This window comes from Streptomyces sp. NPDC052721, from assembly GCF_040678315.1.
Lineage (GTDB): Bacteria > Actinomycetota > Actinomycetes > Streptomycetales > Streptomycetaceae > Streptomyces.
Genome location: NZ_JBFATL010000002.1, coordinates 276,907 through 295,252, shown reverse-complemented (window position 1 = coordinate 295,252; position 18,346 = coordinate 276,907). Strand labels below are relative to the sequence as shown.

The window sequence follows — 18,346 nt, the reverse complement described above, 5'->3', positions numbered from 1 at the left end:
CGGCCTGGGGTTTTCGCCGGGCCTGTGGACCCTCGCCTCCTTGTGAAAGCCTTCACAAGACGTCGCGGTGTTTTTCTGCTGTGCTGGGAACCATGACGTCGAGTTCCGCTCCCACGCCCGCCCCCTCGGGCGCACCGAAGCCCTCCGGCCCCCTGCGACGGCTCACCGCCCGCGGACGCGACGAGGCGCACCGCGTCGCCTCCTCGCTGGAGCTCTTCTTCGATCTGTGCTTCGTCGTGGCCGTCGCGCAGGCGGGCGTGCAACTGGTGCACGCCGTGGCGCAGGGCCACGCGGGCGAGGGGATCCTCAACTACGCGATGGTCTTCTTCGCCATCTGGTGGGCGTGGATGAACTTCAGCTGGTTCGCCTCGGCGTACGACAACGACGACGTCCTCTACCGGGTCGTCACCCTGGTGCAGATCGCCGGCGTCCTGGTGCTGACCGCCGGTATCTCCCGGGCCACCACACAGCACGACTTCCTCCTGGTCTGGCTCGGCTATGTGATCATGCGGCTGGCGATGGTCTGGCAGTGGCTGAGAGCCGCGAGATCGGCGTCGGGCGCGGAGCGGACCACCGCGCTGCGGTACGCGTACGGCGTGCTGCTGTGCCAGATCGGCTGGCTCGGCCTGGTCGTGCTGCCGGAGCCGGCCCGGCCCTGGGTGTTCCTGGTGATGGTGGTCGCGGAACTGTGCGTGCCGCTGTACGCCGAGAAGGCCCAGCAGACCTCCTGGCATCCGCATCACATCGCCGAGCGGTACGGCCTGTTCACCATCATCGTGCTCGGCGAGACGGTCGCCGCGGCCACGGTGGCGGTGAAGTCGGCCGCGGACGCGCACAACGCGCTGGGCGAGCTGCTGCCCATCGCGGCGGGCGGGCTGCTGGTCGTCTTCTCCGCGTGGTGGATCTACTTCGTGGTGCCCATCCACGGCCACCTGCGCTCCAGCCGGCGGGCGTTCATCTGGGGCTACGGCCACTACCTGGTCTTCGCCTCGGCGGCGGCGATCGGCGCGGGCCTGGAGGTCGCCGTGGAACAGGCGGTCGGCAAGGCGCACATCTCCACCCTGTCCGCCTCGGCCGCCGTCACCCTGCCCACGGCGCTGTACCTGCTGACCGTATGGGCGCTGCACTCACGGCACTTCAAGGTGGGCCTCACCGAGCAGCTGGTGCTGCCGGTCACGGCTCTGCTGGTGATCTGCTGCACCTTCCTGGGCGACTGGGCGGTGCTCGCGGCGGGGCTGGTGTCCGCGGCCTCGGTGGCGGCCGGGGTGATCCTGGCGGCGCGCACGGCCGGCCGGGAACGCGTGGGGAACGCCGCCGCCCCGGCCGGCTGATGTTCCGGGCAGCTCGCCGGACTGGGCCAGACTGACGTCCATGACAGCTGACGCATTGACGGACGTCGCCGGGCTGCGCGTGGGGCACGCCACCCGCACCGGCGACGGGTGGCTCACCGGCACCACGGTCGTCCTCGCACCCGTGGGCGGCGCGGTCGCGGCCGTGGACGTGCGCGGCGGCGGCCCCGGCACCAAGGAGACCGACGCGCTCGACCCGCGCAACGTGGTGCGGAGCGTCGACGCCATCGTGCTGACCGGAGGCAGCGCGTACGGGCTCGACGCGGCCTCCGGGGTGATGGCCTGGCTGGAGGAGCGGGAGCGGGGCGTGCGGGTGGGGACGGACCCGGCGCATGTCGTGCCGGTGGTGCCCGCCGCGTGCGTCTTCGACCTGGGGCGCGGCGGGGACTTCCGGGCCCGTCCGGACGCGGGGACGGGACGCGCGGCGGTGGAGGCCGCGGCGGCCGGTGTGCCGGGGGCCCGGGTGGCGCAGGGGTGCGTCGGCGCGGGTACGGGCGCCGTCGCCGGGCGGCTCAAGGGCGGGGTGGGCACCGCGAGCACGGTGCTCGATTCGGGGATCACGGTGGCGGCACTGGTGGTGGCGAACGCCGCGGGATCGGTGCTGGATCCGGAAACGGGGGTGTTGTACGGGGAGTTGTTCCAGGGCCGGGTGGAGTATCCGGAGGAGCGGGTGCACGAGGCCGCGTGCCGGCGCCTGGACGAGGCCGCCGCCGCAAACGGGCCGGCGCCGCTCAACACGACGCTGGCGGTGGTCGCGACGGACGCGGACCTCTCCAAGGCGCAGGCGCAGAAGCTGGCGGGCACGGCGCACGACGGGATCGCGCGGGCCGTACGGCCGGTGCACCTCCTGCACGACGGGGACACGGTGTTCGCGCTGGCGACCGGCACGCACGCGCTGGACGCACATCCCTTGGCGCTCAACGACATCCTCGCCGCCGGCGCGGACATGGTGACCCGCGCGATCGTCCGGGCAGTGCGCGCCGCCGAGTCGGTCGTCGGGCCGGGCGGAGTGTGGCCGTCGTACGGGGAGTTGTACGGGAAGGGGTAACGGTACGGCCCCGGGGGCGGGGTGGATTGTCGCGGTTCTGTCACGTGATGGCGTTCACGGGAGACGGAGGGAACCTTCCTCGGCGTCGGCGCCCTCTTTCTCCACGCACTGGAACGGATCACTCACATCACACGAACTGGGAGCAGCCCGTGACAACGCCGGACATTGCAGCGCGGCGCGTACTCGGGGCCTGTGCCGCCCTGATGGTCGGCGCCCTCACCCTGACCGCCTGCGGCGGCAGCGCCAAGGCGAACAACGGCGACGGCAAGGGGGGCAAGGACTCCCCGAAGACGTCGACGGCGAAGATCGCCATCTCGGCCAAGGACGGTTCGACCGGGGCGTCCATCAACGCGACCGGGGTGAAGGTCAGCGACGGCAAGCTGACCGATGTGAAGATGACCGTGGCGGGGTCGGGGCAGGCCGTGCCGGGGGCGATATCGGCGGACGGCCGCAGCTGGAAGCCGAAGGAGCGGCTGGAGCGCGGGACGAAGTACCAGATATCCGCGACCGCCAAGGACGCCGAGGGGCGCACTGCGGCGGCCAACTCGATCTTCACCACCGTCACCACGGCGAACAGCTTCATCGGCACCTACACGCCGGACAACGGCGCGACGGTCGGGGTGGGCATGCCGGTGTCGTTCACCTTCGACAAGTCGATCACCGACAAGAAGGCGGTGCAGTCGCACATCACGGTCAACACCACCAGCGGCCAGCAGGTGGTCGGGCACTGGTTCGGTGACCGGCGGCTCGACTTCCGGCCGCAGGAGTACTGGAAGGCCGGGTCCAAGGTCACGATGAACATCGACCTGGACGGCGTCCAGGGCGCCCAGGGCGTCTACGGGGTGCAGAAGAAGACCGTCTCCTTCACGGTCGGCCGCTCGCAGGTCTCCACGGTCGACGTCCACACGCAGACCATGACGGTCGTACGGGACGGCCAGACCGTCAGGACCGTGCCGATCTCGGCGGGCAGCCCGCAGCACACGACGTACAACGGGCAGATGGTGATCTCCGAGAAGTTCGTGCAGACCCGTATGAACGGCTCGACGGTCGGCTTCGGCGGGGAGTACGACATACCGGACGTGCCGCACGCGATGCGGCTGACGTCGTCGGGGACGTTCATCCACGGCAACTACTGGTACAACAAGGGCAACCCGCCGTTCGGGCGGGAGGGCACCAGCCACGGCTGTGTCGGCCTCGCGGACGTGCAGGGCGCACAGGGCGCCACGTCGGCCAAGTGGTTCTACGACAGCTCGCTCGTCGGCGACGTGGTGATCGTGAAGAACTCCCCCGACACGACGGTCGCCCCGGACAACGGCCTCAACGGCTGGAACATGTCGTGGAGCGCCTGGACCGCGGGAAGTGCCGTCTGAGCGGCGGGTTTTGACAGGACGGCGGGTCGCGCGGGAATTTTTCGCGCGGCCCGCGCGTTTTCCCCGCGCACGTTTTCTCGGTTCGCAGACATGATATCCGACCGAGGGGCTACGGTATGCACCCACAAGGTGACATGCAGCAACGCCGGGAGATGCCTTGAGCGTTCCGTACGAGACCACAGCGTACGAACCAGCCGAGTCGCCCGAGTCTCCTGAGGAGCATCTCGCGCGGCTCCTCGGCCGTGCCCTGAACTCCTTCGAGCTGCCCGACGAGGTGATGAGGCGGCTCGACTGCGCGCTGGCGCACGACAGTTCGCTGCACTCCGCGTACCACAGCGCGGGGCTGCACCGGGAGACGTACCGGCACACCTGGCTGCTCGCCGACGGCTCGGCGGTCACGCTGTGGGAGCTGGTGCACAACCCCACGCCGGGCAGCGCGCCGCAGCACGAGGTGTACGTCGACGAGGAGGAGGTGCAGACCGCCACGGCACGGCTCGGGCTGCCCCCGGAGACCCGGGACTTCGAGCTGCCCGCGCTGATGCGGCTGTGGGCGATTCCCGAGCCCCGGCACATGTTCGCCTCCGACGACTCGGCGGACCACGCGCGCCGGCTGCTGCGCCGGGCGGAGAACCCGGACCGGCCCGACGCGCACACGGCGGCGCTGCTGGCGACGGCGACCGCGCACGAGATCACCCAGGCGTTCGGCCGGCCCGGGCGTGCCGGACGGACCGGGCTGAGCTACGCGCTGTACGAGCACGCCTTCCTGCTGCCGGACGGCACCGAGATCTCCCTGTGGGAGGTCGAGCACACGGCGACGCCCGACGGACGGCACATGTGCGAGGTCTACATGTCGGAGGACGCGGCCCGGGACGCGATGGAGCGGCGCGCGGCGCGGCAGGGGTGAGGGTCAGCCGTTGGCGAGGTGCCGTACCAGGCCCGCGAACGCGTCCTGTTCGGCGGGAGTCAGCTCCACGGACTCCCGGGAGGGGCCGACCCGCGTCTGGCTCGGCAGGGCCGGGAGCGGCGCGGTGGAGCGGCGGACGACGGTCCGGCGGCGGCCGGCGCGGCGCAGCAGACGCAGCAGAACGACGACCCAGACGACGGCCGCCACGGCGAGGACGGCCTCGCCGATCAGCTGGAGGGTCGGGGCGTGCTCAGGCATACGTCCCAGTACACACCACGGTCCGGGACTTTGGTCCCGGACCGTGACGTATCTCGCAGGTGCCGTGAACAACTCACAGCGAACCAAAGGGACAAGGGGGCCGGAGGGGTGAGGCGCGGCGCCCTGGGAGGGGGGTGCGGCGGTCAGGCCGCTATCGGCTGCTTGGCCTCCTTCGGCGCGGTGGCCGCCGGCGCGGCGGGATCGGTGGCCGTGGACCCGGGGACCGGCTTGCGCAGCCCCTTCAGGAGGACCACCAGGGCCGTGGTGACACAGACGCCGGCCGCGATGGCCAGCAGGTACAGGAACGGGTTGCCGATCAGCGGGACCACGAAGATGCCGCCGTGCGGGGCGCGCAGCGTGGCGCCGAAGGCCATCGACAGGGCGCCGGTGAGCGCACCACCCACCATCGAGGACGGGATGACCCGCAGCGGGTCGGCCGCCGCGAACGGGATCGCGCCCTCGGAGATGAAGGACGCGCCCAGCACCCAGGCGGCCTTGCCGTTCTCCCGCTCGGTCTGCGTGAACAGCCTGCCGCGCACGGTGGTGGCCAGGGCCATCGCCAGCGGCGGGACCATACCGGCCGCCATCACCGCGGCCATGATCTTCATCGCGGAGTCGCCGGGGTTGGAGACGGCGATGCCGGCGGTGGCGAAGGTGTAGGCGACCTTGTTGACCGGGCCGCCCAGGTCGAAGCACATCATCAGGCCGAGCAGGGCGCCCAGCAGGATGGCGTTGGTGCCGGTGAGGCCGTTCAGCCAGTCGGTCAGGCCCTTCTGCGCGGAGGCGATGGGCTTGCCGATCACGACGAACATCAGGAAGCCGACGATCGCCGAGGAGATCAGCGGGATCACCACCACCGGCATGATGCCGCGCAACGCCGCCGGGATGTGCACCCGCTGGATCGCCAGCACCACGCCACCGGCGATCAGACCGGCCGCCAGACCGCCGAGGAAGCCCGCGTTGATGGTGAGGGAGATCGCGCCGCCCACGAAGCCGGGGACCAGACCCGGCCGGTCGGCCATGCCGTAGGCGATGTAGCCGGCCAGGACCGGGACCAGGAAGCCGAAGGCCACGACGCCGATCTGGAACAGCAGGGCACCCCAGCTGTCGGCCTGGGTCCACAGGAAGTGGTCCATCACCGACGGCGCCTTGTTGATCTTGTAGCCGCCGATCGCGAAGCCCAGGGCGATGAGGAGACCGCCCGCGGCGACGAACGGGACCATGTAGCTGACGCCGGACATCAGCCACTTGCGGAGCTTGGTGCCGTAGCCCTCGGTGGAGTCACCCGCGCGGTCCACCGGCGTACCGGCCGACGCGTGCGCCGGGGCGCTCGCCTCGCCGCGCGCCGCCTTCTCGCGGACCTCCGCGAGAAGTTCGGCGGGGCGGTTGATTCCCGCCTTCACGCCGACGTCCACGGTCGGCTTGCCCGCGAAGCGGTCCTTGTCGCGCACCGGGACGTCGTGCGCGAAGATCACGCCGTCCGCCGCCGCGATCACCGCCGGGTCCAGCCGGGCGAAACCGGCCGAACCCTGCGTCTCGACGACCACTTCGACGCCTGCCTCGCGGCCGGCGTTCTCCAGGGACTCGGCCGCCATGTAGGTGTGGGCGATACCGGTCGGGCAGGAGGTGACGGCGACGACACGGAAGGGGCGCTCGCCGGAGCCGGTGCCGGTGGCCGTGCCGGCGCCCGCGGGGGCGGGCTCCGCGGCGGGCGGTGCGGTGTCCGCCGTGAGGGCGCCTTCTGGGCTCGCGCCCCCGGCGCCCGCGTCCGCAGCGCTCGCGTCCGGCGTGTGCGCCGTCTTGCCCGCTGCGGCGCCGGTGGAGGCCGCCACCGGGGCCGCAGCGGTGTCTTCGGAGGTGTCCTCGGCGCTCTTCGCGGACGGTGCCTCGTCGCCCCGGATCAGCGCCGCCGCCGTCTCCGGGTCGCCCACCGCCCGCAGCGCGGAGGTGAACTCGGCGTTCATCAGCTGGCGGGCGAGGGAGGAGAGGATGGTGAGGTGGGCGTCGTCGGCGCCGGCGGGTGCCGCGATCAGGAAGATCAGGTCGGCCGGGCCGTCCGCGGCGCCGAAGTCGATGCCGGCGGCGCTACGGCCGAAGGCGAGGGTCGGTTCGGTGACATGGGCGCTACGGCAGTGCGGGATGCCGATACCGCCGTCCAGGCCGGTCGGCATCTGGGCCTCCCGGGCGGCCACGTCGGCGAGGAAACCCTCCAGGTCGGTCACCCGGCCCTGGGTCACCATGCGCTCGGCGAGGGCACGGGCCGCCGCTTCCTTGGTGTCGGCGGACAGGTCGAGATCGACCAGGTCCGCGGTGATCATGTCGCTCATCGCGGGCTCCTATGCACGCGTATCGCCCGGGGAGAGGGGTGGGCGGGGGTGGGGACGGGGCTGAGGTGGGGGACGGTGGGGCGGACGGGCACCGACGGAACACCGCGACGGGGGAAGCGGGGCGGGGCCGGCGTGTCGGGGAGGGGGGTCTTACGGGGAGCGGTGGACCGGGATGACACCGATCGGACGGCCGGAGCGAGCGTCACGTCGGGCGGAGCGGTCGTAGCCCGCGTGGCGTTCATGACGTGGGCTCCCTCAGTTCGCGGTCCAGGGGGATGTCGGTGGTGACGGTCACCGCCGCCGGGTTCAGGTCGGCCGGGGTCGGCATCACGCTGCCGGGGAGCTGGACGGCGGCGGCGCCGTGGGCGACGGCGGAGGCGAGGGCGTCGGGGCCTGTGCCGCCGGCGATGAGGAAGCCGGCCAGGGAGGCGTCGCCCGCGCCGACGTTGCTGCGGACGGCGGACACACGCGCGCTGCCGAACCACGCACCGGCGTCCGACACCAGCAGCTGGCCGTCGGCGCCCAGGCTCGCCAGCACGGCGCGGGCGCCCATCGCACGGACCTCCTCCGCCGCCTTGAGCGCGTCGCCCACGGTCGTCAGGGGGCGCGCGACGGCTTCCGCCAGCTCCTCGGCGTTCGGCTTGACCACGTCGGGCCGCGCGCGCAGCGCCTCCAGGAGCGCACGCCCCGAGGTGTCCAGCGCGATCCGGGCGCCCCCGGCGTGCGCCCGTGTGACGACATCGGCGTACCAGGAGGGCGCGAGCCCCCGGGGCAGGCTGCCGCAGCAGGCGATCCAGTCGGCGTCGCGGGACTGCGACCGGACGGTGTCCAGGAGGAGTTCCTGCTCGGACTCCGACAGCTTCGGACCCGGCGCGTTGATCTTCGTGAGGACCCCGTCGGCCTCCGCGAGCGCGATGTTGGAGCGGGTGGCTCCGACGACCGGGACCGGCGCGACCTCGATGCCCTGCGCGTGGAGCAGGTCGGCGACGAGCGCCCCCGGCGCACCACCCAGGGGCAGAACCGCGACCGTGCGCCGGCCGGCGGCGGCGACCGCGCGGGAGACGTTCACGCCCTTGCCACCGGGGTCCATGCGCTCGGTCTCGGCGCGGATGACCTCGCCGCGCTTGAGGGCCTGGACCTCGTAGGTGCGGTCGAGGGACGGGTTGGGGGTGACGGTGAGGATCATGCGCGCACTACTTCCGTGCCGCCGCGCTCGATGGCGGCGGTGTCTTCGGGGGTCAGCCCGCTGTCGGTGATCAGCAGGTCCACGTCGCTCAGGTCGCCGAAGCGGGCGAAGTGCTCCTGGCCGTGCTTGGAGGAGTCGGCCAGCAGCACCACGCGCCGGGCGGCGGCGACGGCGGCCCGCTTGACCGCGGCCTCGGCGAGGTCGGGGGTGGTCAGACCGTGCTCGGCGGAGAAGCCGTTGGCGGCGACGAACAGCACGTCGGCGCGGATCTCGCCGTACGCGCGAAGCGCCCAGGCGTCCACGGCGGCGCGCGTACGGTGCCGTACGCGCCCCCCGATCAGATGGAGCTGGATGCCCGGGTGGTCGGCGAGGCGGGCGGCGATCGGCAGGGAGTGGGTGACGACGGTGAGCCGTGCCTCCAGCGGGATGGCGGCGGCGACGCGTGCCACCGTCGTACCGGCGTCGAGGATCATCGTGCCCTCGGCCGGCAGTTCGGAGAGGGCGGCCTTGGCGATGCGGTCCTTCTCGTCGGCGGCGGTGGTCTCGCGCTCGGCGAGGTCCGGCTCGAAGTCGAGGCGGCCGGCCGGGATGGCACCGCCGTGCACCCGGCGGAGCAGACCGGCGCGGTCGAGAGCCTTCAGATCGCGGCGGATCGTCTCCGCGGTGACCTGGAACTCCTCGGCCAGAGACAGCACGTCCACCCGGCCGCCGTCACGGGCGAGCCGGAGGATCTCCTGCTGCCGTTCCGGTGCGTACATGTCCGTTCGCCTCCGCCTCAATGTCCGACCAGATGTCCGACCGATGTCCGAGCTTTTCCGGGTCATGCCCGAACGTGTGGTTTCACCGGCAGGCTACGCCCGGATGTCCGAAAAGTAAACAGATTCGGGCCCGGCCTGGGCATGATCGGACTTCCGGCCGGCTTCCGGCGGGCTTCCGGCTGGGCTTCCGGCCTTCCTCCGGCGTGGTCCGGGCAGCGGAAGGGCCCGGTACCGAACCGGTACCGGGCCCCTCGTCCTGCCTGGTCAGTGCGCCAGCGCGGGCTCCTTCCCCACCGCCGGCGCCTCCTCGGCCCCGCCCTCCCCATGCTGGGCCGGACGCTTCGGCAGGGCGGACATCAGCAGGAAGATCGCGCCCATGATCCCGGCGACCCACCACAGCGCGTGCTGGAAGGCGTGTACGAAGGCCGGGCCGACCTGGGCCGAGGTCAGCCGGTCGCCGATCTGCCCGTAGAAGACCACCGACACCAGCCCCAGCCCGAGCGCGTTGCCCATCTGCTGCACGGTGTTGATCAGCCCGGACGCGGAACCGGCGTGCTCGCGCGGCACCTCCGAGAGCACCGCGTCGGTCAGCGGGGCGACGATCAGGCCCATGCCGACACCCATCACGACCAGCGGCAGGGCCATCTGCCAGGAGGCGATGGCGAGGCCGTAGTGGCGGGCCTCCCACAGGTACAGCAGCACGCCCGCGCCCATCACCAGCGCGCCCGTCTGGAGCACCTTCCGCCCGAACCGCGGGACCAGTTGCTGCACCGACAGCCCGGCCGCCGTGGACACGGCGATGGAGAACGGCACTCCGGTCAGCCCGGCGCGCAGCGGGCTCCAGCCCAGGCCGATCTGCATGTACAGCGTCCAGACCAGGAAGAAGATGCCGAGCGCGACCCCGAAGACGGTCTGTACGGCGATGCCCGCGGCAAAGCTCTTCACCCGGAAGAGGGACAGTTCGACGAGCGGGGAACCGTCCCTGGCGGCCTTCCGTTTCTCGTACGACACCAGCGCCGCGAAAACGGCGAGCGCGCCGGCCATGCAGACGTACCCCCACAGCGGCCAGCCCAGCTCGTGCCCGCGGGTGAGCGGATACAGCAGCATCAGCAGGCCCAGCGTGACCAGGGCGACGCCGACGAGATCCAGCTTCAGCGCCTTGGGGGCCTTGGACTCGGTGATGAAACGGCGGCCCAGCATCCAGGCCAGGACGCCGACAGGGAGGTTGATGAGGAAGATGGGCCGCCATTCGAGGCCGAACAGGTTCCACTCCGTCAGCAGCGCGCCGAGCAGCGGGCCGGAGACCGCGCCGAGGCCGACGATCGCGCCGAACAGGCCGAACACCTTGCCGCGTTCGTGGGCCGGGAAGGTGGCGTGCACGATCGACAGCACCTGCGGGACCATCAGCGCCGCCATGCCGCCCTGAAGGATGCGGGAGGCGACCAGCATGTCCGGGTTCACGGCGAAGCCGCACAGCGCCGAGGCCAGCGTGAAGCCGCCGACACCGATGAGGAACAGCCGCTTGCGGCCGTGGATGTCGCCGAGCCGCCCGCCGGTGATCAGGCCCGCGGCGAAGGCGAGGGCATAGCCGGCGGTTATCCACTGGATCTGGCTGACCGAGGCGCCCGCGCTGCGCTGGATGGACGGAATGGCGATGTTGACGATCGTCACGTCCACGAGGTCCATGAAGGCCGCGGCCATGACGATGGCCAGGGCGAGCCAGCGGGAGCGGTCGGCGGCCGGTGCGCGCAGTTCTCCGCGCTCCTCTGCGGTGATGCTGTCGTTCGGGGTCATGGAGAGACCGTAGGACCGCATTAGGTCAGTTGGTGTCCTAGTTCTGCGGCATGCTCGAATGTATGACGACCGACACTCCAGCCCGGCTGTTCCAGCTCCTCTCGCTCCTCCAGACGCCCCGTGAGTGGCCCGGCGGTGAGTTGGCCGAGCGGCTCCGGGTGTCGCGGCGCACCGTGCGGCGGGACGTCGACCGGCTGCGGGAACTGGGTTATCCGGTGCAGGCGACGAAGGGCGCGGACGGCGGGTACCGGCTGGTGGCGGGCAAGGCGATGCCGCCGCTGGTGCTGGACGACGAGGAGGCGGTCGCCATCGCGGTGGGACTGCGGGCCGGCGCCGGGCACGCCGTGGAAGGGGTGGACGAGGCGTCCGTACGGGCCCTGGCGAAGCTGGAGCAGGTGCTGCCCTCCCGGCTGCGCCACCGGGTGTCCACACTCCAGGCCGCGACCACGCCGCTGACCAGCGGTGACGGGCCGACCATCGCGCCGGAGACGCTGACGGTGATGGCATCGACGGTGGCCGGGCGGGAGCGGCTGCGGTTCGCCTACCGCGACAAGGACGGCAGCGCGTCCCGGCGGCTGACCGAGCCGCACCGGCTGGTGTCGACGGGCCGGCGCTGGTACCTGGTGGCGTACGACCTCGACCGGGCGGACTGGCGCACCTTCCGGGTCGACCGGGTGAGCGAGCCGTTCGCGACCGGAGTCCGGTTCGCGCCCCGGGAGTTGCCAACGGGGAGCGCCGCCGAGTTTCTGCGGCAGTCGATCCACCGGCGGCAGGAGACGTACGCGTTCGAGGTGCGGTTCGCCGCGCCGGCGGACCGGGTGTCCGGGCGCCTGCCGACGTGGCTCGGGGTGCCCGAGGACGACGGCGCGGGCGGCTGCGTCCTGCGGGGCACCACCGGTGATCCCCTGGAGTGGCTGGCGGTGCGGCTGGTGATGGCCGGCTGCGAGTTCGCGGTGCGCGGGCCGGCGGAACTGGTGGAGTGCGTGCGCGAGTTGGGGGGCCGGTTGAGCAGAGCGGCTGACGCCGGGGGGAAGGCGTAGGGCCGCTTCCCCGATGTCCGGACCGGCTCACCGTCATACGGGCCGCCTCCCCCGATGTCCGGGCCGCCTCAGCGTTCCCCGGACTGGCTCACCGTCGTCCGGACTCACCGTTCCCGGGCCCACCTCACCGTTCCACGAGCCGGCTCACCGTTCCCGGGGCAACCTCACCGTTCCCCGAGTCACCTCACCGTTCCACGAGCCGGCTCGCCGTTCCCGGGGCAACCTCACCATTCCCCGAGTCACCTCACCGTCGCACGGGCCACCTCACCGTCGCACGGGCCGCCTCACCGTCGTACGGACCGGCTCACCGTCCCCCTCCCGGGCTCTCGCTCTCGTCCCACTCGAAGGACCGCAGCGCGCGCAGGTTGTGCAGGGCCAGGGCCGCCGGGCCGTCCGGGCCGGTGGGCGGGGTCGTCGTGGCGGCCCAGGACTCGACGGCCACGCGCACGGCGGCACCGGCCACGGCCGCGGCGAAGCGGAGGTGCGGGCTGTACGAGGCCGCTTTCCCCGCCGCCTCGGCTCGCCTCACCAGGATCTCCCCGAGCGCCCCCTCCGACGTCTGGCACACCTCTGCCCACACCTTGCGCAGGGCCGGGCTGGTGTCGGCGAGGCGGACCAGGGTGCGCAGCCATTCCCAGGACGCGGCCGAGACGCCGAGGCCGGGGGTGAGGGTGTGGTGGACGGCGTGCTCCAGGGCCTCGGGGAGGGTCAGGTGGGCCGGGGCCGTACGGACCGCCTCGATCCAGCGCTGGGCCCCGGCCGCGTAGAGGGGGGCCACCGCCTCTTCCTTGGTGGCGAAATAGCGGTAGAAGGTGCGCGGTGCGATGCCCGCGGCCTGCGCGATGTCCTCGGCGCGGGTGGCCCGCAGGCCTTGCCGGACGAAGAGGGCCGCCGCCGCCCGGGCGATCTCCATCCGGGTCTCGGCCTTTCTGCGTTCGGTGAGGGACACCGGTGCGGAGGCGGAAAACGGCTGGTGGGCGGCGTTGGGGGTGGTGCTCATCCCGGCAGGCTATGCCCGTGTGGCAGAATCTGCCATCCGGCGGTCCACCCCGGGGTTCAGGTACGGGGTGGGCCGCCTTTCCAGCACGTCAGGGCCGGACGCGGCCCCCGTAGCCCCCACGACGAGAAGAAGCCGGACTCCGGCGCCCGGGGGGGGGATAGGCGCCGAAGCCCGGCTCGGGAAGGTCCCGGCGCCGGGGGGGGAATTGCGACGGGACGTGGTTCACGTGGGCCGGCCGCGTGGGGTCGGCCGGGGCTGTGCGGTGGGTGGGGAGTGCGGTTCCCGGGGCCCGCTCCTGGGCCCGGAAGGGTTGTTCCCTCGGGCCCAGCGGTTGAAGCGATGGGACTACGCCATGTTTGCGCCGTCTTTCGCACCGGGCGTACGCCCCGTGCACCCCTTGCGTCACGCCGCCGCGTCGAAACCGGTCTGGCGGGCCAGCTTCTTCAGCTCCAGCAGCGCGTGCTTCTCGATCTGCCGGATCCGCTCGCGGGTGAGCCCGTGCTCCTTGCCGACCTCGGTCAGGGTGCGCTCGCGGCCGTCCTCGATGCCGTACCGCATCTTGATGATGGAGGCCGTGCGCTGGTCCAGGCGGCCGATCAGGTCGTCCAGTTCCTCGCTGCGCAGCAGGGTCAGGACGGACTGCTCGGGGGAGACCGCCGAGGTGTCCTCCAGCAGGTCGCCGAACTGGGTCTCGCCCTCGTCGTCCACCGCCATGTTCAGCGAGACCGGGTCGCGGGACCAGTCGAGGACGTCCGTGACGCGCTCCGGCGTCGAGCCCAGCTCCGCGGCGATCTCGGCCGGCTCCGGCTCGCGGCCGTGCTCGCGGTTGAACTCGCGCTGCACGCGGCGGATGCGGCCCAGCTCCTCCACCAGGTGGACGGGGAGCCGGATCGTGCGGGACTGGTCGGCGATGGAGCGGGTGATGGCCTGCCGGATCCACCAGGTGGCGTACGTCGAGAACTTGAAGCCCTTGCGGTAGTCGAACTTCTCGACGGCGCGCACCAGGCCGGCGTTGCCCTCCTGGATCAGGTCGAGCAGCGGCAGACCGCTGCGCGGGTAGCGCCGGGCGACCGCGACGACCAGGCGGAGGTTGGAGCGGATGAAGACGTCCTTGGCCCGCTCACCGGCGGCCACCAGGGCCTCCAGCTCCTCACGGGTGGCGTCCGTCTTGGACTCCTCCTCGCCGTCGAGGACCTGCCGCGCGAACACACCCGCCTCGATGGTCTGGGACAGCTCGACCTCCTTGGCGGCGTCGAGCAGCGGCGTACGCGCGATCTCGTCGAGGTACATGCCGACCAGGTCGCGGTCTGCGATCTCGCCGCCATGAGCGCGAACACTGCTTGCCGAGTCGGCCGTCTCGCCGGTGGCGGACTGACGACGGGCGACGGCACGGGTTGCCATGCGTGCTCCCTTGCGATGGTGGGCTGGCGGGTGGTCCTGGCGAACGCTCGGCACTGAAGGGGGGAGTCTGTGGGACTCGCTCACTCGCTCTCGCTCCGAGACTCTCTCCGGGTGCCCTGCATCCGTGGGAAACAACGACTGGAATCCGGACAGAATTCCCAACCCACCCCCCAATTTTTCTGATCATGCAGTACCCTGTCGGCCACGCTGGGAGGCGAGATGCCGTCGGAACGCACTGAGGTGCAGGTCAGGCCGGGAATCGAGGCGGACCTCGACGCCCTCACGGCGATCTACAACCACTATGTGCGTGAGACGGCCATCACGTTCGATACCGCGATCTTCACTCCGGAAGAGCGCCGCCCTTGGCTGCTCTCCCACCCGGAAGACGGCCCGCACCGGCTGATGGTTGCCACGGACGCGGAGTCACAGGAGATTCTGGGGTACGCCACATCCAGTCCTTACCGGCCGAAGCCGGCGTACGCGACGTCCGTGGAGACCTCGGTGTACGTCTCTCCGCTCGCCGGCCGCCGCGGGATCGGCACGCTGCTGTACGGCGCCCTGTTCGACGCCCTGGCCGGGGAGGACGTGCACCGCGCCTACGCGGGCATCGCCCAGCCGAACGAGGCCTCCACCCGGCTCCACGAGCGCTTCGGCTTCGCGTACGTCGGCACGTACCGCGAGGTGGGCCGCAAGTTCGGCCGCTACTGGGACGTGGCCTGGTACGAGAAGCCCCTCTAGAAGCTGCTCCCGCTCAGCCGGACCGCCGTAGCCCGGCCGGACCGCCGTAGCCCAGCCGGACCGTGGCGGCCCGGCCGGAGCCTCACCTCACCCGAACTGCACCGACCGCTTCGCCATTCCCATCCAGAAGCCGTCGATCACCGACTTCTGCGCGTCCAGCTCGCCGCCCGCCTCTGCCGCGCCCATGGTCACGAAGAGCGGGGCGAAGTGCTCGGTGCGCGGATGGGCGTAGCGGCCGGCCGGGGCCTTGTTCAGGAAGTCGAGCAGCGCGTCCCAGTCGCGGGCCTCCAGGGCCCGCCGCCCCCAGTCGTCGAACTCGGACGACCAGCTGGGCACGCCCCGGCCGGCGTACCGCAGGGCGGCCAGGTTGTGGGTGAAGAAGCCGGAGCCGACGATCAGCACGCCCTCGTCGCGCAGGGGGGCGAGCTTGCGGCCGATGTCCATCAGGCGCACCGGGTCGAGGGTGGGCAGCGAGATCTGCAGGACGGGGATGTCGGCGGCCGGGAACATCTCGACGAGGGGGACGTAGGCGCCGTGGTCGAGGCCCCGGTCGGGGATGTCCTGGACGGGGATGCCGGGGGCGCGCAGCAGCTTGCGGACGGATTCGGCGAGCGCGGGGGCACCGGGGGCGGCGTACTGGACCCGGTAGTAGTGCTCGGGGAAGCCCCAGAAGTCGTAGACGAGCGGGACGGTCTCGACCGCGCCGAGGGCGAGCGGGGCCTCTTCCCAGTGCGCGGAGACCATGAGGATCGCCTTGGGCCGGGGCAGGCCGGCGGACCAGGCGGCGAGCTGGCCGGGCCAGACGGGGTCGTCTGCGAGCGGCGGCGCGCCGTGGCTGAGGTACAGGGCGGGCATGCGCTCCTGGGCGGTGGCGGACATCGCGGCGGCTCCCGTGCTCCAGATGCTTTAACTCTCAAGCTCTCACGGAAACTCTACGCGCGACTTGTTCAAGTTTCAAGGAGCTGGCTCGTACAGTGGGAGCTATGGACACGGCACCGGACCCCGCCGCCGCACGGCACCGCTGGCTCACCGACGAGGAACAGCGCATCTGGCGCGCCTACCTGCACGCCACCACCCTGCTGGAGGACCACCTCGACCGGCAGTTGCAGCGCGACGCGGGCATGCCGCACATCTACTACGGCCTCCTCGTCGGCCTCGCCGAGGCGCCGCGTCGCCGGCTGCGGATGACCGAGCTGGCGATGAAGGCCAAGATCACCCGTTCCCGGCTCTCGCACGCGATCGCCCGACTGGAGAAGAACGGCTGGGTACGACGTGAGGACTGCCCCTCCGACAAGCGGGGCCAGTTCGCCGTCCTCACCGACGCGGGCTACGAGGTGCTGCGGCGCACCGCGCCCGGCCATGTCACCGCCGTACGGCAGGCGCTGTTCGACCGGCTGAGCCCGGAACAGCAGAAGGCCCTCGGCGAGATCATGGAGATCGTCGCCGAGGGCCTCCAGCCCAACGAAGCGGGTGCGGACCTGCCCTGGCTCCGCTAGTCAGCGCAGGGCGGGTCGGACCGTACGGCCGGTCAGTGGGCCACCACCGGCACCGGCACCTCGTCCTCGACACCCTCGCCGGAGGCCACCGGGGTGGCGCCGGGACGGCCGGCGTTGACGAGGGTGAAGGCGATCAGGGCGGCGGCGGCCAGGATGCCGACGGCGAACCAGATCGCGGTGCTGTAGCCGTGCACCTGGCCCTGCAGCATCACCAGCTGCTGCTGCGGCTTGGAGGCGGCACCGGCGATGTGCTCCGTGATGTACGAGGTGGTCGCCGAGGCGGCGATGGTGTTCAGCAGGGCGGTGCCGATCGCGCCGCCCACCTGCTGCGAGGTGTTGACCATCGCGGAGGCCACGCCGGCGTCCCGGGGCTCGACGCCCTGGGTGGCGAGGGACATCGCCGGCATGAACGCCGTACCCATGCCGAGGCCGAGCAGCACCATCGCGGGCAGCAGCAGGGCGCCGTAGGAGGAGTCGATCTCCAGCTGGGTCAGCAGCAGCATGCCGAGCGCGGCGACCAGGAAGCCGGGGCCCATCAGCAGGCGGGCCGGGACGCGGGTCATCAGCCGGGTGCCGATCTGGGTGGAGCCGGTGATCATGCCGGCCACCATCGGCAGGAAGGCGAAGCCCGTCTTGACCGGCGAGTAGCCCTTCACGACCTGGAGGTAGTAGGTCAGGAAGAGGAACAGGCCGAACATGCCGATGATCGCGAGGCCGAGGGACAGGTAGATGCCGCCGCGGTTGCGGTCGGTCACCACGCGCAGCGGCAGCAGCGGGGCCTTGACCCTGGCCTCGACGACCGCGAACGCGACCAGCAGCACCACGGACCCGACGAACATCGACACGGTCACCGCGTCGCCCCAGCCGTCGGACTCGGCGCGGGTGAAGCCGTAGACGAGCGCGACCAGGCCGAGGGTGGACAGCAGGACGCCCGGGATGTCGAGCGGGTTGCGGTTGCGGCCGCCCTCCGGCTCACGGATGACGAAGTAGGCGCCGGCCGCGGCGACCACGGCGAACGGGACGTTCACGAAGAAGGTCCAGCGCCAGTCCAGGTACTCGGTGAGGAAGCCGCCGAGGATCAGGCCGACGGCACCGCCGCCGCCCGCGATGGCGCCGTAGATGCCGAACGCCTTGGCCCGCTCCTTGGCGTCGGTGAACATCACCGCGAGCAGGGACAGCGCGGCCGGGGCGAGCAGCGCGCCGAAGACGCCCTGCAGGGCGCGGGCGCCGAACATCATCGCGCCGGTGGTGGCGGCACCGCCGAGCGCGGACGCGGCGGCGAAGCCGGCGAGGCCGAGCACGAAGGCGCGCTTGCGGCCCCACAGATCGGCGATCCGGCCGCCGAAGAGCAGCAGGCCACCGAAGGCGAGGGCGTAGGCCGTGACGACCCACTGCCGGTTGCCGTCGGATATGCCGAGGTCGGTCTGGGCTGAGGGAAGGGCGATGTTCACGATGGTGGCGTCGAGGACGACCATCAGCTGGGCGAGCGCGATGAACACGAGCGCCTTCCAGCGGTTGGCGTCACCGCTCACAGCGGCGGCGCCGGGAGCCTTGAGGGCTGCTTCGGACATGGAGATACCCACTTCGGGACTTCGTGACGGAGAAGTTCGGGACTTCGTGACGGAGAAGCTTCGGGACTTCGTGACGGAGACGGTGACGAACGGCGTGACGGAAAAA

The 18,346-nt window shown here is 71.8% G+C and carries 16 protein-coding genes; 7 read left to right on the top strand and 9 right to left on the bottom strand.

All coding sequences use genetic code 11. The annotated features are described in order from the left end of the window. The first annotated feature begins 92 nt into the window (after window positions 1-92). From AB0L21_RS03365 to AB0L21_RS03350, 4 genes are all read left to right on the top strand, one after another. Window positions 93-1,331, top strand: coding sequence for a low temperature requirement protein A (locus AB0L21_RS03365; RefSeq protein WP_365781946.1), 1,239 nt, complete (start codon window positions 93-95; stop codon window positions 1,329-1,331). Between the two features lie 40 nt (window positions 1,332-1,371). Then, window positions 1,372-2,397 carry a P1 family peptidase gene (locus AB0L21_RS03360; protein WP_365702479.1) on the top strand — a complete coding sequence of 342 codons (1,026 nt, stop codon included), beginning with the start codon at window positions 1,372-1,374 and terminating at the stop codon, window positions 2,395-2,397. Between the two features lie 149 nt (window positions 2,398-2,546). After that, window positions 2,547-3,767 carry an Ig-like domain-containing protein gene (locus AB0L21_RS03355; RefSeq protein WP_365702477.1) on the top strand — a complete coding sequence of 407 codons (1,221 nt, stop codon included), beginning with the start codon at window positions 2,547-2,549 and terminating at the stop codon, window positions 3,765-3,767. Window positions 3,768-3,924: 157 nt separating this feature from the next. Continuing rightward, entirely contained in the window at window positions 3,925-4,671 is a 747-nt protein-coding gene (locus AB0L21_RS03350) for a DUF6227 family protein (protein ID WP_365781944.1), read from the top strand. A 3-nt stretch (window positions 4,672-4,674) separates the two neighbouring features. On the opposite strand, the gene AB0L21_RS03345 is transcribed toward AB0L21_RS03350, so the two are convergent. The 5 genes from AB0L21_RS03345 to AB0L21_RS03325 form a co-directional block, all read right to left on the bottom strand. After that, complete coding sequence (locus tag AB0L21_RS03345) at window positions 4,675-4,929, bottom strand: hypothetical protein (protein ID WP_365702473.1); 255 nt, start codon at window positions 4,927-4,929, stop codon at window positions 4,675-4,677. Window positions 4,930-5,072: 143 nt separating this feature from the next. Beyond that, on the bottom strand, window positions 5,073-7,256 hold the full coding sequence (locus AB0L21_RS03340) for a fructose-specific PTS transporter subunit EIIC (RefSeq protein WP_365781942.1): 2,184 nt from the start codon (window positions 7,254-7,256) through the stop codon (window positions 5,073-5,075). A gap of 238 nt (window positions 7,257-7,494) precedes the next feature. Next, complete coding sequence (gene pfkB, locus AB0L21_RS03335) at window positions 7,495-8,442, bottom strand: 1-phosphofructokinase (RefSeq protein ID WP_365702469.1); 948 nt, start codon at window positions 8,440-8,442, stop codon at window positions 7,495-7,497. Further along, window positions 8,439-9,200 carry a DeoR/GlpR family DNA-binding transcription regulator gene (locus tag AB0L21_RS03330; RefSeq protein WP_365702467.1) on the bottom strand — a complete coding sequence of 254 codons (762 nt, stop codon included), beginning with the start codon at window positions 9,198-9,200 and terminating at the stop codon, window positions 8,439-8,441. Before AB0L21_RS03330 ends, pfkB begins: the two co-directional genes overlap by 4 nt. A 264-nt stretch (window positions 9,201-9,464) precedes the next feature. Then, a complete protein-coding gene (locus AB0L21_RS03325) occupies window positions 9,465-10,994 on the bottom strand; it encodes an MFS transporter (protein WP_365781940.1) in 1,530 nt (509 codons plus the stop codon). A 62-nt stretch (window positions 10,995-11,056) separates the two neighbouring features. On the opposite strand from AB0L21_RS03325, the gene AB0L21_RS03320 reads away from it, so the two are divergent. Beyond that, window positions 11,057-12,034, top strand: coding sequence for a WYL domain-containing protein (locus tag AB0L21_RS03320; protein WP_365781938.1), 978 nt, complete (start codon window positions 11,057-11,059; stop codon window positions 12,032-12,034). A gap of 304 nt (window positions 12,035-12,338) precedes the next feature. Here the strand turns inward: AB0L21_RS03320 and AB0L21_RS03315 are convergent, their stop codons facing one another. Continuing rightward, on the bottom strand, window positions 12,339-12,947 hold the full coding sequence (locus tag AB0L21_RS03315) for a TetR family transcriptional regulator (RefSeq protein WP_365782039.1): 609 nt from the start codon (window positions 12,945-12,947) through the stop codon (window positions 12,339-12,341). 489 nt (window positions 12,948-13,436) lie between these two features. After that, entirely contained in the window at window positions 13,437-14,435 is a 999-nt protein-coding gene (locus AB0L21_RS03310; protein WP_365702461.1) for a sigma-70 family RNA polymerase sigma factor, read from the bottom strand. A gap of 219 nt (window positions 14,436-14,654) precedes the next feature. On the opposite strand from AB0L21_RS03310, the gene AB0L21_RS03305 reads away from it, so the two are divergent. Next, window positions 14,655-15,173 (top strand): N-acetyltransferase family protein, encoded by a 519-nt coding sequence (locus AB0L21_RS03305; protein ID WP_365781936.1) that lies wholly within the window; start codon window positions 14,655-14,657, stop codon window positions 15,171-15,173. An 87-nt stretch (window positions 15,174-15,260) separates the two neighbouring features. Here the strand turns inward: AB0L21_RS03305 and AB0L21_RS03300 are convergent, their stop codons facing one another. Beyond that, the gene (locus tag AB0L21_RS03300) at window positions 15,261-16,052 is read right to left on the bottom strand and encodes a class III extradiol ring-cleavage dioxygenase (RefSeq protein WP_365702457.1); all 792 of its coding nucleotides are present in this window, start codon (window positions 16,050-16,052) and stop codon (window positions 15,261-15,263) included. A gap of 104 nt (window positions 16,053-16,156) precedes the next feature. Here AB0L21_RS03300 and AB0L21_RS03295 point away from each other — a divergent pair, with 104 nt between their 5' ends. Next, complete coding sequence (locus AB0L21_RS03295) at window positions 16,157-16,669, top strand: MarR family transcriptional regulator (protein WP_365702455.1); 513 nt, start codon at window positions 16,157-16,159, stop codon at window positions 16,667-16,669. 32 nt (window positions 16,670-16,701) lie between these two features. Here the strand turns inward: AB0L21_RS03295 and AB0L21_RS03290 are convergent, their stop codons facing one another. Continuing rightward, the gene (locus AB0L21_RS03290; RefSeq protein WP_365781934.1) at window positions 16,702-18,240 is read right to left on the bottom strand and encodes an MFS transporter; all 1,539 of its coding nucleotides are present in this window, start codon (window positions 18,238-18,240) and stop codon (window positions 16,702-16,704) included. Window positions 18,241-18,346: the final 106 nt, after the last annotated feature.